We start from the raw sequence: 14,270 nt of genomic DNA, 5'->3' as shown, positions 1-14,270 counted from the left end.
ACGTCACCAACGCTGGCAGAGAGGGCCGCGCGTGGAGGAGGGAGACGTCCGCGTCCGGGGCAGACCCTAGCAGGCCGATGTTACAGTTGCAACTATGATGCTGTTGCTGGAGCGCGATCACGAGCCCTTGTCGTAGGTCGTCGCGACGAGCACGACGCGGGTGAGGCCGAGCTCCTGGATCGGCGGCGATCGATGCACCGCCGCCCGTTCATGGTCCGGATAACGCTCCCCTTTGAGAAGCACGACGTCGCCTGCGTTGGCCCGGCGAATCTTGCTGGCATCACGCACGATCCGCCGATTGGCCTCCGCGGGGGAAGGCGGCGCGAGATCGAGCTCTTCCCGGCATACGGCGTCCTCCGGCAACCACTCCGTTCCGGGGCCAAGGTACGTGGTGACGAGGCGCAGGCGCACGTAATCCACGTGGAACTTGCGGCATTGATCGTTGCGTACGGCTCCGAAAAACACCTGGATGCGCGGCACGCCTGAGAGAGCCGCGAAGAGCTGGAGCAGGCGCCCGACATCCGCGCGGAGCGGGCTCGCCTCGTCCGCGGGATCGAACAGCCGGCCCTCTTTTATCTCCGCGGCGTCGAAGATCCCCTCGAAGTCGTCCTTGCGGCTGGCCCGCGCCGCGATTTCGGGGCCGAGGTCGGGTGGGAGGAGGCGCGCCCAAATGGCGACGTTCACGGAGGGATCGTGGATGGACGTGAGGACGTCGCTATCACCGCCGATGCGGAACGAGCCGTCCTCGGGAGCCACGAGGCGCGAAGAGGAAGGGAGAGAGGCGTGCTGGAGCATGGGAAGCCCTCCATCTACCGCGCTGTTTGTAAGATGCAACAAAATTGCAACTGCATACTCAAGGGCCAAGCTCGTCGACCTCGTCGACCAGCGTGACCTCGCGCGCGTCTTCCGCCGTCACGACTTCGCCGTGCACGGCGCGGCAGGTGATGGATGCCACACGCCCGCGCGCGGCTTCTGCCGACGGGACCACGAGGACCGCGCGATCCCCCACGCGGAGCAGGTGGTCGCCGCGGTCGAGCACGCGGTCGGCGCTGATGGCGTACTGCGCCGCGAACGACAAAAGCGCCCCGGTCTCCGCGTCGCTGACGTCGTAGTCGAGGACGAGCCCCTCGGGATCGAGGTGAAAGAGGCGGACCGTGAGCTCCAGGTGAAACCCCCCCTGCGGCCCGGAGACGATCTCCACGGAGCCGTCCGGCGGGATCGGGACGAAATCGACCCGCCCCGCGCCCAGCTCGATCCGCGGGGGCTCCGCCGTGACGGGAGGCGCGGCCTCGTCCGTCCCGCACCCGCCCGTGACGAGCGAGAGCGCGAGCGAAAGGACGCCGAGATGGAGGCGAACGGTTGGATGCTCTTGTAACATGATGTCAATTACATTAGCATCTGCGGGCATGAGCAGAAAGCGCTTCGTGTGTGCGACGATGCTTGCGTGGGGTTGGCTCGCCGGTTGTGGGCCTGCGGAGGGAGAACCGACCGCGGGTGGGTCCACTCCGTCCGCGCCCATCGTCGGCGATTTCGTGTTCGAGGAGGTCTACTGGCCAGGCTCGCCCGGCGCGGCCGGGGAGCATTACTTCCACGATCAGTTCCTGGAGCTCTCCAACGCGGCGAATGGCACGTTGTACGCAGACGGGCTCCTGATCGGCGACGTGTACGGGCCCGCCGGGGAGATCAACCCGGGGCAGGAGGCGTCGCCTTTCGCCTCGGATACCGAGCACGTGTACCTGAACAGCGTCTGGCAAATCCCGGGGAGCGGGCAGGAACACCCCGTGCCGGCGGGAGCCAGCCTGATCATCGCGCAGGACGGGACGAACCATCAACCCGACAGCACGATCGACCTCACGGACGCCGATTTCGAGACGTACAACGAGCGCGACGACATGAAGGACACTGACTGGCCGCTCGCGCCGAACCTCGTCCGTGTGCATTTCACGGGGGGGTTCGACTGGCTCTTGCCGGTGTTCGGCGCGGCGGTGGTGATCTTCCGGGCCGACGACCCGGCGACGCTCGAGCGTGTCGACATCCCCGGCGCGAGTGAGCTCGGCCCGCGTATCAAGGTGCCGAACGCACTCGTCATCGACGCCTTCGAGGCGCTCCAGGACGAAAAGAGCGGTGCTTACAAGCGTGTGCCCGCGGCGCTCGACAAGGGGTTCGTCTTCGCATCCGGGACCTACACCGGCGAGAGTGCACGGCGGCGGGTCGTCGCCGAGAAAGACGGCAGGAAGGTCCTCGCGGACACGGAAGACAGCGGCGCCGATTTCGAGATCATCGCGGCCCCGGCGCCGCGCGCCTTCTGACGTTCACGCCGGCAGCGCCCAGCACGCGACCGTGCCAGCCGCGTCGATCCCGGCGAGGTGATCGTGATTCGGCCGGAAGCCGAGCTTGCTCACCCGATCCCGAAGGAACGCAAAGCCGAGCGGCTCCGCGCCGCGACGCGGATCCCAGACGAGCACGCCCGTGTCCTGCGCACCCGAGGCGAGGATCGTCCCGCGCCTTTGAAAGCAGAGATCCGTGACGAGCCCGAGGTGTCCGGAGAGCAGGATCGGCTCCGTACCCTCGGGGCCTTTGCCCCCGAAATCCCATATCGTGACGATCGCCTCGCCTCCCGTGGCGAGCAACGTCGAATCCGCCGACCACGCGAGCGCCTTCGGCTTGCTGCGATACCCCTCCATGAACGAGTCCTTGCCGGAGGGCAATCGCCAGAAGTGGATGCTGCAATCCTGCCCGCCGCAAGCGATCACGCGGTCGTCCGGGCTCCACGCGAGCGAGATGATCGAGCCCTTCCAGGCGTGGTGCTTCGACTTGCCGCCCGCGGCGATACGAAAGACGCGGATGCCGCCATAACAAGAGGTCGCGAGGTCGCTCCCCTTGCGGGAGAACACAAGGCCCGTCACCGTGCTCTCGTGGGGCTCGGTCTCGAGGAGCGGCGCGCCCTCGGCGGTCCACAATCGCACGGTTTTTCCGGACGCCGTCGCGAGCTTCTTCCCATCGGGGCACCACGCGACGCGCTCGACCCACGCGCTCGTGCCCGGGAGCTTCGCGACGAGCGCGCCGTCGCTTCCGCTCCACAGCCGCGCCGTCCCGTCTTGCCCGGCCGTGGCGAGGAGGCGCTTCGTCGGGGAAAACGCGAGATCGAGCACCCCGCCCGGGTGCGCCGCGATCGATTGCAAGACCGCCCCGGTCCGCCCGTCGAAGAGGCGCACCAGGCCCGAAGCCGAGCCCACGGCGCAAACGAGCGCGTCGCTGGACCACGACAAACACGTCGCCCAGTCGTCGACCTCCCCCGACCAAACGAGCGGCATCTCGTGCTTCGCGGGCCGCTTCTCCACTTCGCTCAGGTGAGGCATCGCGAAAAACCCTCCGTGAGCGCGGCACGATCGAGGTTTCTCCCGATGAACACGAGGTCGCTCGAGCGCTCTGCGTCGCCCCAGGGCTTTTCCGGCTTGCCGTCGAAGAGCATGTGGACGCCCTGGAAGACGAACCGTTTGTCCTCGCCCGCGATGCTCAGGATCCCCTTCATCCGGAAGATGTCCGAGCCCTTCTCGCGCAGGAGCTCGCCGAGCCACGCTTCGAGTTTGGCGCGGTCCACCACACGATCCGAATGAATGCCGACCGAGGTGACGGTCTCGTCGTGCGTGTGCCCCGCCGCGAAGGTCTTCTCGGCGACCGGCACGATCCGCTCGCCGCCGGACGCGAGCGAGAGGGAAAACTCTTCGGGCAAGTGCTGCGTCGCGAGCACATGAGGACCGGAGCGGGGCACCTCGATGACGAAGCCTTTCCGCCCGGGAGTCGTGAGATCGAGCCGAAACGGGCGCAGCTCAGGGCCGATCGTGCCGCCCGATCGCGTGCGGCACGGCTCGTCCGAGAACACGCGCATCGCCGCCTCCGCCGCGTGACCGAGCTCCGCGTCGTCCGTGCTGGCGATCGGGATCAAGGCCACATCCATCGTCGGATCGGGCCCGTCGTCGAGCCAAAGCTCCGTCGTGCCCTCCGGAAGGAGGTACACACCGAGCCATTCGAAAGGATACTCCGGTTCGAGGAACGTCGGCTTCTTCTGGAGCGCGCGCTCGAGGTCGAACCCGCCGACGTCGAGCACCACGTCGAGCGGCACGGATGCGGTCACCGTGCGGTGCACCTCGGCCATCGCGTTCATCGAGCGGATACGTTTTTCCAGACGATCGAGCTCCGGGGAGGAGACGAGGTCCGTCTTGTTCAGGAGGATGACGTCCCCGAAGGCGATCTGCTCCTTGCATTCGTCGCTCTCGTCGAGGTGCAGCGCGACGTGCTTCGCGTCCACGACCGTCACGATCCCGTCGAGCGCGAATTGCTCCGACACCTCCTCGTCCACGAAGAACGTCTGCGCCACGGGCCCTGGATCGGCCATTCCGGTCGTCTCGACGATGACCCGATCGAACTTGTCGCGCCGCTTCGCGAGGCTCTCGAGGATGCGGATCAGGTCGCCGCGCACGGTGCAGCAGATGCACCCGTTGTTCATCTCGAAAATTTCCTCGTCCGCCTGGATGACGAGGGCCTGGTCGATGCCGATCTCGCCGAACTCGTTCTCGATCACCGCGATACGACGACCGTGGTTTTCCGTGAGGATCCGGTTCAGGAGCGTGGTCTTGCCCGCGCCGAGAAACCCCGTGAGCACGGTGACGGGGATTCGACCATCCTTCCGCGTGGGTATCATGTTTCGAATGGTTCTCCGTGGGTGAATCGTGATTCGTTGTTCAGCCGCCCGTCAGCGCTCCGCTGCCGAGGATCAAGCCGAGGCCGATGCTCGAGGCGCCGGCGGCGAGGGTGATGCCGCGGCGAACCGCCGGGGAGGCACGCTTCGACAAACCGAGGGGAAACGAGAGCAGCGCGGTCGAGACGCCCATCCCGAGCACGGTGCCCGCGCAGAAGGCGAGCAGATAAAGAATGGCGCCGCGCACGGACGGGATGGTCGTGAGCGCGAGGAGTGCGATGCCCGCCGAGCCCGCGAGCCCATGTACGATTCCCGCGGCGAGCGGCCGGAAAACCGAGCGGTGTTTCATCCGTGGTTTGCCCTCGACGCCAGGCGCGCGGCTCGTCATGTGCAGGAGCCCGAGCCCGATGAGCATCACGGCCACCGAGAGCTCCGCGGCACGCTCGAACGAGGCGGGGACACGCAGCCCGAGCGCGACGATCGCGAGCCCGAGGCCGAGGAACGTGAGGGAATGCCCCAAGCCCCAGAGCGCCGCGGTGCGGAGGGCGCCCCCCAAACCACGCTCGCGCTCGAGCATGGCGGCGACGACGACGAGGTGATCGGCGTCGACGGCGTGCCGCGCGCCGAGGAGCATGCCCACGCCGAGGGTGAGAGGGAGGCTCATGAATACGGTCAATCGAGAGGGTCGAGGGTGAGGAGCAAGCGGGGCGCCTCCGCGCCCGTCTCCGGCGGCGATCGGTGGACGGCGCCGCGCCGCTCATGGCCCGGGAATCCCTTTCCCTTGAGGAAACCGACGTCGCCCGGTTTCATCCGACGAACCAAGGCGCCGGGGCGCAGGAGCCCCGACTCCTCGGCGCTGCTCGTGCGGGGGGCCGCCTCGAGAGGGAGGACGGCGAGGTTCGTCATGAGGACGCTCCCGGGCGCACCGGCAGGATCGGCGCCCAGACGAGCTTCGCGAGCAGCTCGTCGCTCACGAGCACCCCGCGGTCCGAGAAGACGAGCACGTTGCGCGGTTCGCCGTCGTGGTCCTCGGCGACGAAGAGGATCCCGCGCCCCTCGCCGTTGTATCCAAGCTGCACGATCGCGTTCTCGAGCCAGCGCCCGCCGCCGTCGAGCGTGAGGTCGTGGGGGAGGGTGTAAAAACCCTCCGAAGGCAGCCGTTTCAGCGACTCGGCCCAGCTCACGGAGCGGAGCACGTAGGTGGGTTTGCCCCAGAACCAGCGATTCCGGCGGTTCTGACCGGGGCGAACCACGAAGGCGACGCCGTCCTCGACGCCGACGTACACGAGGACACCGGCAGGGATCGCCTCCTCCTGGCCAGGGTAGGGCTTCGTGGTCCGGTAGAGGCCGGGCTCCGGCTGCTTGATCATGATGGGCGCTTCTATATTGCAAACGCATCATAGTTGCAACTATAGTTCGACATGGACTGCAACACGCAACATGAGCACGAGGATCTCTGCCAGCGCGCGGAGCGCCACCTTCACGAGGCGGGCTTCTCGCCGATCGCCGGCGCGCCGGCGGGAGGGCTCTCCATGCGGCGTATCGCCGTGGACTCGACGCTCACCCTCGCGTACGAGCCGGCCGCGGGCCTCCTCAGGCTCTCGGTGTCGTTCGTCCGCGGCGCGGCCACACGAGGAATCTTCCAGGGCGGGCGCGCCGAGCTCCGGATCTTCGCCACGTCCTCGCTCCTCGGCCTGCTCTGCTGGATCACATCGTCGCACGACGAACTCTCGGCGTTCGAAGCAGACGCATGGCTCGAGCAGATCGTCTCGCTCTGCCCAGCGACGTACGTCGTGCTCGCCTCGCGCGGCCCCGAGGAGAGCCTCGCACTCGTCATGCCGCAGGAGGCCAGCGTGATGCTACAGTAACATGTGCATGAGGCAGAGGATGCTTCATCTGGGAGGCGCTGCGCTGGGGCGTTGCCCCAGGCCCCACCAGGGGCTATCCGCCCCTGGACCCGGACCAGCGCAAGCGCTGGACCCGGGTTCGAAGAACTGCGCGATGCGCAGTTCATCGAACAGCCGAGTCAAGACCAGGAGCGACCCTGCCCGTCAAGACCGCCGCGCTGCCATTTCGACCGGCACACCGTCCACGGTCTTGCCACCGGCCCGTTGGAAGAACTGCGCACCGCGCAGTTCTTCCACCACGAGTCCAGGGCTTGCCCTGGTTCGGGTCGAGGGGCGAACAGCCCCCGCGGGGTCCGGGGCAGCGCCCCGGCGCGGCGGCCATGCTCAGGACTCGTCAGAACTCCGCGACTCGCCCGCCCATCATCACCTTGCGGACCCCGTTGATGACGACGTTGATGTCTGCCAGAGGGTCGCCCTCGACCGCGATGATGTCGGCGTAGTAGCCCACCGCGACCTTTCCGATCTCGTTCTGCGCGCCGATGCTCTCGGCTCCATGAATGGTGGCGGCACGGATCGCGTCGAGCGGGGTCATCCCGGCCTGCACGAGCCAGGCGAGCTCCTTTGTATTTTCGCCGAAGCCGGTGAACACGGCGTCCGAGCCCATTGCGATCTTCACGCCCACCAGGTGCGCCTGGGCCGCGCTCGCGAGGTTGTCCTGGATATAGGCGTCGAACTTCGCCTCCAGGTCGGGGGCGTAGCCGAAGAACGCGAGGTTGTCCTTGTAATATCGGTTGTGATCGATGGTCGGCACGTAGATCGTCCCCCTGTCGATCATGTTGCCGCAGTCCACCGTGTCGAGGCCCTCCGGGTGCTCGATCGAGTCCGGGCCGGCCATGATGGCGAGCTTGGCCGTGTCCTGGTGGTATGCGTGGATCGCGATGGGCAACCCCTCCTCGTGGGATGTGTCGACCAGCAGCTTGAGCTCGTCGAACGTGAACGTCGGCGTGCAATCGAGCGTCTGGTCGGTGCACTTGTCGGCCCATACTTTCACGAGATCGGCGCCGCGCAGCACCTGGAGATGCACCCAGTTCTTCAATTCCTCGGCGGGGACCGAGGCCGGGTACTTGTAATTGGAGATTCCGCCGATGGAGTTGTACATCCGCGGTCCCAGCGTCTTGCCGGACATGATCTCGGCGCGCAGGGGGTTCAGGATGAAGTCGCGGCCTCCCTTGTCGATCGCGGTGGTGACGCCGGTCTTGAGCGTCGCCAGAGCGGCGCCGCGGGCCAGGTCCATGAGCTTGTAGACGTTGTTGTTCATCAGCCAGGTGACACGGGTCCACGGGAGCGTGCCCGGCTCCTGGTCGGTCTGGTAAGAGAAGTGAACATGTGCGTCGACGAGCCCGGGGAGCCCGGTGTACGCCGTCCAGTCGGTGACGCTGGCTCCGCACGGAATCTGCTTTTCGTCCGTGCCGACGTAGCTGATCCGATCTTCGTGGATCACGACGATCGCCTTGTCGATGACCGAGCCATCCTCGGGATTGACGAGCTTGCCAAACCGAATGGCCTTGTCGCTGGTCATGCATTCACCGCCGCCGGTGCCGCCGGTGCCACCGGTGCTGCCTGTGCTGCCTGTGCCGCCGGTGCCGCCGTTACCGCCTGTGCTGCCGGTGCCGCCGGTGCCTCCGGTACCGCCGGCGGCGCCTGTGCCGCCGGTGGGGTTCTCATTTCCCGAGCCGCAATGAACCGTCGCAAGGATGGTGAAAGCCAAGCAAGCTGTTCGAAAAGCCATTTTCCGCATGAGAGGCTCCTGATCTGTTCAAGAACGTCGTCTACCCCGCGACTCCGCAGCGCGGTCCGGTCCTGGCTCCGAGGCTGGGACGGGCTGCGGGAATAAGCACGTCCCGGGCCAGCCGCACGAGGGCCGGCGACGCGGCCGAGCCTCGAGGACGTCGGGCGGCGCACGCGGATCGCCGGGCCGGTTTTTTGTGGCACGATCTGTGCCATTTGCGCGAATTGCGCAACGGCCGCATGGGCAAGGTTCGTATTGACGCCCCCAAAGTGAACACGCTCCTCGGTGCTTTCACGCGGCGCTCGTCTGCCAGCGGAGCACCTTGAGCGCGACGGCGACTTCTACGCGGTTATGCTCGTCGAGTGGTCGCGGGAGGAGCTCCTCGGCGCGGGCGAGCCGGCGGAGCAGGGTATTGCGATGGGTGTGGAGGCGAGTCGCTGTGCGGGAGGCGTTGCATCCTTCGTCGAGGAAAGTCAATAATGCGCTCCTGAGCTCGGGGCTCGCCGATTCCAGGTCACCGAGCGTGTGCTTGACGAATTGGTCCGCGCCCTCGGGATCCTGCGTGACCAAGGAGACGAGCCGGACCATCTCGAAGCTGACGACGCGCTGATCGGAGCCCAGGCGGGCGATCATGCGCTGGGTGGTGAGGGCGTCGAGGTGGCTCCGACGAAATCCCTCGATTTTGCGGCTCTTGGAGCCGATCGCAATGCGGACGCCTTGCAGTTGTCGTGTCGCTGTGCGCAATCGCTCGATGTCGGGTTCGGCTTCTCCTGGCACCCAGACCCACAGGGTCGCCGCGCTGGCTACGACGATGAGGGGGCGTTGTGCGCCGGCGGTGCGGGCCAGGGCATCGGCCGCGCTTTCGAGGGAGCCGAGGTCGGACTCGATTTCTTCGCTCCAGACGACGGCAGCTCGGTGCGTCTGGTCGAGCTCGTACCCGAGCCGCCGGGAAGCGTGTTGGGGGCTGATTGGCGCGCCATCTAGGATCAGCGCGACGACTTCGCGGCGCTCGGCGTGGGTGCCGCGGGTCAGCTCGTCGCGCTCCGCGTTCATCTGGGCCGAGATGCCCGCGATCGTCGCGTCGAGGAAGGAAGAAATGGAGCGGGCCGAGATGTCGAGCAGCTCGCGTAGCTCGTCGGGATCGGAGGTCAGCTCGAAGGCAATCGACATCCACCGGAGCCAGGCCGCGTTTTGCCCGGTACGATAGGCGTGCAGGGCGGACTCGGTCGCCCCACGGCGCACGAGGTCACGCGCCATGCCGAGCGACTCGGCGCCGACGTGAGGCGCGACCGGCGCTCCCGGGTCATGCAGGTTTGCCGCCGCCCAGTGGAAGAAGTACGCGCGGTACGTTCTGCGCGTGGCCGCCGCGAGCACCGGGTCATCGGCGATGACCTTCATGTTCTCGATGGATAACGTCGCCCTGTCGAGCTCCTCGAGCCACTCGTGGGGCGTGTTCAGGGCCATCTCGGCGCCGCGTCGGATCAACTCGCGCACACGTTTCGACGGGCGTGGCCACGGCCACACGTCCGGCTTGTCATCACGCTGGTGCATACTGCACCAATTCTAACGTGTTTTGATGCAGTGTGCACCTTGCCGCACGCGGCCTCGTCCTCCACGTTCGTGTCGTCGGCATGCCTTGGGGCTCGCCGACGTGAACCCCCGCAGTGGGGGCCGCCCAAAAGAGCGAGGAGAGAGGGCTTCGTGAGGTTCCTTCTTGCGTTTCTTTTTGTTTTCGGCTGCGCTTCGCAGGAGCCACTGGAAGGGCAGGGCTGGTGCAGGGAAATGCCCGACCCCGATGAATCGTGGGACAAGGACTGTTCGGGCGAGCATGATTGGAACGGTTGCGACGACTGCAACCCGTGCACGTGGGACGCATGGTGCGACCCGGATGATTGGGACGCCTGGATCCCCGAATGGTGCCGGGATGTGGCCACGCTCGGGCGTGCTGTCTGCGTGCACTTCGATCGGACGACGCCGGACGGGCAGCTCAACGACTGCTTTCCGATCGCGCCAGTGACGGACGTTCGTGCGGGGAAATGTTGCGCTGGGAGATGCGTGGATAACGGGTCGGAGTGCGAGACGGACCCGGTTTCACATTGATGCCCGAGAGCCGGGTAGCCTCTCGCGCGTTTGACAAGATACCGGCCGGTCGGTATCTTCGTGGTGTGTCAACAGCGTATGTAGCCTACGGGGCGTTGGGGCTCGCGATCGCGCTCGAGGTCGTGGGCACGACGTTCCTGCAGAAGTCGGAGCAGTTCACCAAGCCGATTCCAACCGCAATCATGGCCGCCTGCTACTTGGGCGCATTTTACTTTCTGTCGCATGCACTCAAGAGCATACCCATAGGTATTGCCTACGCGATCTGGAGCGGTCTCGGCATCGTCCTCATTTCGACGGTGGGCTACGTCGTGTTCCGCCAGCGTCTGGACCTGGCAGCAGTGATTGGACTCGGCTTCATCGTCGCCGGGGTCGTCATCGTCAACATCTTCTCCAGTTCGGTGACTCACTGAGGGAGACGCAGCAGGCGGAACGCGTCCCCGGTATCAGGCGAGGACCCGTAGCGCGCGGCGGTAGTACACGGTCCGGCGCGAGAGCCCCCGGTAACCGCCATTGATGCGGTACGTGATTTTCTTGAAGTCGCCCCGGTCCGCGAGGGCATTCAGCTTGCGGGTCTTCCAGTACCACCCTGCAATGCGGAAGCCCACGTGGATACGGGCGGCGAGCTTCGGATTCTTTTCCAGGTCGATCCGGAGGGCCTTGCCCGCCGCGCGGTAGTTGCTGCGCCCCGTGATCTGGATCGGGCCCCGGCCCTTGTAACGCCTGCCGTCCCCGGGGCGGGTATTCCCGAGATCTTTGCGTCCCTCGTACGCATCGCCGGACGCGAGCTCCTCGAAATACACGAGCTCGCCGCTCTCGTGCGCGAGCTGTGCGAGGAAAGCCGCCATTCGCTTTTTCGTGTTGATGCCGAACTCCTTCATGGCCTTGTTGAGGTGCGGCAAGCATTTCCGAGCCCGCGCCGCCGAGAGGTTCGGCATGATGGCGCGGAGCTCGGCCAGGGTGAGCCTGCCCCGCGTCGTGCCCTTCTTCGCGGGCGCGGCTTGCACGGCCTTCACGAGCGCGCCGGCAGGCTTCGCCACGCCCGCCTCGGTGTTTTTCGCCGGAATTTCGGCCTGCGACGCAAGGACGAGCGCCACGGGGGACGCTTGTTCGCGCGTGACGGCCATGACGGCCGTTCCATCGCTGGAATGCGCTTTCAGCGTGTGGCGCCCGGGATGCACGACGGGCAACGAGAAGGAGCCGTCCTGCGCGGAGGTCGTGGCAATCGTGGGCGCGCCGCGGCGGGAAATCGTCACGGTGGCCCCGGCGAGCGGGCGGTTTTTCTCGTCGACCACATTGCCCACGATTTCCTGGACCGGCATTGCCGGCGAAGGTACGAGCCCGCTTTCCACCGCGAGGTCCGCCTTCGCAGCCAAGAAGCCACGACGACGCCCAGAGAGCCGCGCAGGCTTCGCCTCCTGGGCCCACTGCCGCAGGCTCGCGAGCACGTCCGCCGTGATGCGCACGCCCGAGTTCAAGAGGACGTTGCCGTAAGGGCCGCTCGTGTGAATCGCGATCACGGCGCGCGTCCCGTCCGGGCGCGTGAGCCATACCGGGGCGCCGCTCTGCCCGCGGAAGGTGTCGATGTCGTACTGAACGATGCGGGCCCCGATGCCTTTCAGCGCGCGCGCTTGATAATACATGCGTGTCGCGGCGTCACGATCCGTCGGATATCCCGCGATGTTGACTTGCGCGCCCTTGAGCTCCGCGGTGGACAGGACCTCGGGTACGAAAAAGCCCTCGTTCAACTGGACCGGCTTGTCGAGCAGGATCACGCCGTAATCGTACTCCGAGGATTGGTCTTCGAGCCACCCGGACACCAAGCGAAAGCGCTTCGACACGACGGATCCGAAGGGCCGCCGAGCACCGTCGAGCGCCGGAATCACCTCGATCGACGACGCCCACCCGCCCATCGCATCGCAATCGTACACGCAATGCCCCGCCGTGACGACGATACGGGGATCGATGAGCCATCCGGTGCCGACATACAGCCCACCATTGACGCCGGTGATCCGGAGGGCGCAGATCGCCCGGTAAGGAGCGTCCTCGGGTCGCGGGACCCGGACCCGATCATCCGGACCGATCACGATGAACTGGGGGCCCTGGACCGCATGCATGCGTGAAGCCTCCGTGGCCTCCCGCGGAGCGTCGGCGTCGGCGTCGATTGATTGCAAGACCGGGGCCCCGCTGCCGGCGAGGCGCGGGGGAAGGAGAAATTTGTCGGGCGGGCTCGTGGCCGCGGCATCGAGGGCCCTCGGCCGCTGATACCCCGGCACGTATTCGAGGAGGCTCGCAGGTCTCTCGACGGCGGCCGCCTCGGTCGAGCCCGTGCACGAGCGGCGCTCCCGTTCGCTCGCGTGAGATTCGTGGCCGCCGGTCACGCGGCCTGCCTCGTTCGCCGATGCTCTCCTTTCGTTCATGATGCTCCCCCCTTCCTTTATGGACGCGCTCTCCTCTCCCCGGGCCGGCGCGACGCAGGGACCCGAAACGATGGATTCTCCGCGCGAACGCCGGGCCGATCCCGCCTCCGCGGAGGTCGATCTCCTCCGCCGCCGCGAAGGCCCCCGCGGCGGGCTCGCGTCATTGATGCGGCCGCAGGACACGGCCACGGTCGGCTCGTCCGTGTCGAATGAGATCGTGCTGAGCCCATTGACGTCGGTCCGCGCCCACCGCCCGCGCCGCTCGGCGACCACGGTCTTCATGAGCTCCAGCGTCTCCGGGTGCGGGTGCCGGCGGCTCTTCTCGCCGGCGCAGACACCGAGCAGCGGCGGGTGCCCCATGATGTCGACGAGCTCGGCGCTGATCCCGTTGTGGCTCCCGTGGTGCGAGAGCTTGACGAAATCGTACGGCGAATGCTCCCGGATGGCCTTCGTGAGCGCGCGCATCCCGGCGAGGATCGTCCGATCCTTCGTCTGCGGATCCGCGAGTTGCATGTCCCCCGTGAAGAGGAGTTTTTTCTCGCGGTATTCGAGGAGCAACACCGAGCTCTGGAGGTTCACGAAATTCGACACCCGCGGCATCCCGGCCGCCTCCGTCCCCTCGGGCTCCTCGCGCTCGGCCGCGAAGCTTTCGGCATACCTCCGATAGACGGAGAGCTCGCGCGCCTCGCCCGATTCCTCGCTCCCGCCCGGCGCGGCGACCTCGAGCGCCCTTTGAATCTCGGTGCGCAAGGCATCGAGGTTGCCCGCGATGCCCTCGGCACAGGCGGCCACGTGCCGCCCGCTCGGGCCGAGGATCTTCAAGGTGACGCCGCCCTCCGCGAGCGCCTCCACGAGCGGCCGCAGCGCCGGGTCGTCGCTCCCCTTGAAATGCAGAACCCGCGTCCCGTTCCGGGTGAGCGTCTCCAGCATCTCGCGGTATTCGGTTTCGAGGCTCTGCGCGGACTCGATGAACGCGCTCTCCTCGGCCGGCGACTCACCCTCCAGGGGCTCCTCGCGCAGCGCCTCCGCAATGCGCAGCGCCGCTTTCGACGCCTCGGTTCCGGTCTCTCGCGTGGTGCTCCCCCAGGCGAGGTCCGGATCGGGCACGAGTGCCCATTCGGCGACGAGGTGCCCGTCGCGCACGAGCCGCGGCAGGCACCCGATGTGGTCCTGATGCGCGTGCGAAATGAGGAGGAGGGTCACCTGGGACGCGTCTCCCCGCGTGGGCAGGAGCGGCCGGAGTTGCTCCTGGATCGCGAGGTGACCGCCTTTGCGACGAGCATTGCCCGGGTGCGCCCCGTCGATCAGCACGGAGACCGTGCCGAACCGGCAGAGCACGGCATCGCCGTATTGCTCGGCTCCCACGTCGAGCAACGTGATCGTGAATGGGTTTTGCGCGCCCCTTCGCATGGCCGACC

General features: G+C 67.0%; 13 protein-coding genes. 3 read left to right on the top strand and 10 right to left on the bottom strand.

Features of this window, described 5'->3' with window-relative positions; all coding sequences use genetic code 11:
* Window positions 1-117: 117 nt before the first annotated feature.
* Window positions 118-795 carry a DUF1826 domain-containing protein gene (locus KEG57_RS32445; RefSeq protein WP_272424185.1) on the bottom strand — a complete coding sequence of 226 codons (678 nt, stop codon included), beginning with the start codon at window positions 793-795 and terminating at the stop codon, window positions 118-120.
* 58 nt (window positions 796-853) lie between these two features.
* Window positions 854-1,378: a hypothetical protein gene (locus tag KEG57_RS32440; RefSeq protein ID WP_272424186.1), complete on the bottom strand. Its 525-nt coding sequence runs from the start codon at window positions 1,376-1,378 to the stop codon at window positions 854-856.
* 28 nt (window positions 1,379-1,406) lie between these two features.
* Here KEG57_RS32440 and KEG57_RS32435 point away from each other — a divergent pair, with 28 nt between their 5' ends.
* On the top strand, window positions 1,407-2,309 hold the full coding sequence (locus tag KEG57_RS32435) for a DUF4876 domain-containing protein (protein WP_272424187.1): 903 nt from the start codon (window positions 1,407-1,409) through the stop codon (window positions 2,307-2,309).
* A 3-nt stretch (window positions 2,310-2,312) separates the two neighbouring features.
* Here KEG57_RS32435 and KEG57_RS32430 read toward each other — a convergent pair whose 3' ends face one another.
* From KEG57_RS32430 to KEG57_RS32410, 5 genes are read right to left on the bottom strand one after another with little or no spacing between them, the layout of a single operon-like run.
* Window positions 2,313-3,359, bottom strand: a complete 1,047-nt coding sequence (locus tag KEG57_RS32430; protein WP_272424188.1) for a WD40 repeat domain-containing protein — start codon at window positions 3,357-3,359, stop codon at window positions 2,313-2,315.
* The gene (locus KEG57_RS32425) at window positions 3,347-4,702 is read right to left on the bottom strand and encodes a CobW family GTP-binding protein (RefSeq protein ID WP_272424189.1); all 1,356 of its coding nucleotides are present in this window, start codon (window positions 4,700-4,702) and stop codon (window positions 3,347-3,349) included. Before KEG57_RS32425 ends, KEG57_RS32430 begins: the two co-directional genes overlap by 13 nt.
* A gap of 40 nt (window positions 4,703-4,742) precedes the next feature.
* Complete coding sequence (locus KEG57_RS32420) at window positions 4,743-5,363, bottom strand: hypothetical protein (RefSeq protein ID WP_272424190.1); 621 nt, start codon at window positions 5,361-5,363, stop codon at window positions 4,743-4,745.
* 8 nt (window positions 5,364-5,371) lie between these two features.
* Window positions 5,372-5,605: a DUF1826 domain-containing protein gene (locus tag KEG57_RS32415; RefSeq protein WP_272424192.1), complete on the bottom strand. Its 234-nt coding sequence runs from the start codon at window positions 5,603-5,605 to the stop codon at window positions 5,372-5,374.
* Window positions 5,602-6,069, bottom strand: coding sequence for a hypothetical protein (locus KEG57_RS32410; protein ID WP_272424193.1), 468 nt, complete (start codon window positions 6,067-6,069; stop codon window positions 5,602-5,604). Before KEG57_RS32410 ends, KEG57_RS32415 begins: the two co-directional genes overlap by 4 nt.
* Before the next feature lie 51 nt (window positions 6,070-6,120).
* Here KEG57_RS32410 and KEG57_RS32405 point away from each other — a divergent pair, with 51 nt between their 5' ends.
* Window positions 6,121-6,567 carry a hypothetical protein gene (locus tag KEG57_RS32405; protein WP_272424195.1) on the top strand — a complete coding sequence of 149 codons (447 nt, stop codon included), beginning with the start codon at window positions 6,121-6,123 and terminating at the stop codon, window positions 6,565-6,567.
* 373 nt (window positions 6,568-6,940) lie between these two features.
* On the opposite strand, the gene KEG57_RS32400 is transcribed toward KEG57_RS32405, so the two are convergent.
* Together KEG57_RS32400 and KEG57_RS32395 are read right to left on the bottom strand one after the other, a co-directional pair.
* Complete coding sequence (locus KEG57_RS32400) at window positions 6,941-8,314, bottom strand: amidohydrolase family protein (protein WP_272424197.1); 1,374 nt, start codon at window positions 8,312-8,314, stop codon at window positions 6,941-6,943.
* Window positions 8,315-8,626: 312 nt separating this feature from the next.
* A complete protein-coding gene (locus KEG57_RS32395; RefSeq protein WP_272459148.1) occupies window positions 8,627-9,592 on the bottom strand; it encodes a PucR family transcriptional regulator in 966 nt (321 codons plus the stop codon).
* Between the two features lie 938 nt (window positions 9,593-10,530).
* On the opposite strand from KEG57_RS32395, the gene KEG57_RS32390 reads away from it, so the two are divergent.
* Window positions 10,531-10,845 carry a DMT family transporter gene (locus KEG57_RS32390; RefSeq protein ID WP_272424200.1) on the top strand — a complete coding sequence of 105 codons (315 nt, stop codon included), beginning with the start codon at window positions 10,531-10,533 and terminating at the stop codon, window positions 10,843-10,845.
* A gap of 33 nt (window positions 10,846-10,878) precedes the next feature.
* On the opposite strand, the gene KEG57_RS32385 is transcribed toward KEG57_RS32390, so the two are convergent.
* Window positions 10,879-14,262 carry a glycoside hydrolase family 19 protein gene (locus tag KEG57_RS32385; protein ID WP_272424202.1) on the bottom strand — a complete coding sequence of 1,128 codons (3,384 nt, stop codon included), beginning with the start codon at window positions 14,260-14,262 and terminating at the stop codon, window positions 10,879-10,881.
* Window positions 14,263-14,270: the final 8 nt, after the last annotated feature.

This window comes from Polyangium jinanense (assembly GCF_028435365.1).
Note: the sequence above shows the minus strand (reverse complement) of the source record. Positions and strands in the feature narration are given on the sequence as shown.

Coding starts and splice junctions, on each gene's coding strand:
- KEG57_RS32445 (WP_272424185.1), bottom strand. CDS start 795: ATGCTCCAGCACGCCTCTCTCCCTTCCTCTTCGCGCCTCGTGGCTCCC.
- KEG57_RS32440 (WP_272424186.1), bottom strand. CDS start 1,378: ATGTTACAAGAGCATCCAACCGTTCGCCTCCATCTCGGCGTCCTTTCG.
- KEG57_RS32435 (WP_272424187.1), top strand. CDS start 1,407: ATGAGCAGAAAGCGCTTCGTGTGTGCGACGATGCTTGCGTGGGGTTGG.
- KEG57_RS32430 (WP_272424188.1), bottom strand. CDS start 3,359: ATGCCTCACCTGAGCGAAGTGGAGAAGCGGCCCGCGAAGCACGAGATG.
- KEG57_RS32425 (WP_272424189.1), bottom strand. CDS start 4,702: ATGATACCCACGCGGAAGGATGGTCGAATCCCCGTCACCGTGCTCACG.
- KEG57_RS32420 (WP_272424190.1), bottom strand. CDS start 5,363: ATGAGCCTCCCTCTCACCCTCGGCGTGGGCATGCTCCTCGGCGCGCGG.
- KEG57_RS32415 (WP_272424192.1), bottom strand. CDS start 5,605: ATGACGAACCTCGCCGTCCTCCCTCTCGAGGCGGCCCCCCGCACGAGC.
- KEG57_RS32410 (WP_272424193.1), bottom strand. CDS start 6,069: ATGATCAAGCAGCCGGAGCCCGGCCTCTACCGGACCACGAAGCCCTAC.
- KEG57_RS32405 (WP_272424195.1), top strand. CDS start 6,121: ATGGACTGCAACACGCAACATGAGCACGAGGATCTCTGCCAGCGCGCG.
- KEG57_RS32395 (WP_272459148.1), bottom strand. CDS start 9,592: ATGGCGCGTGACCTCGTGCGCCGTGGGGCGACCGAGTCCGCCCTGCAC.
- KEG57_RS32385 (WP_272424202.1), bottom strand. CDS start 14,262: ATGCGAAGGGGCGCGCAAAACCCATTCACGATCACGTTGCTCGACGTG.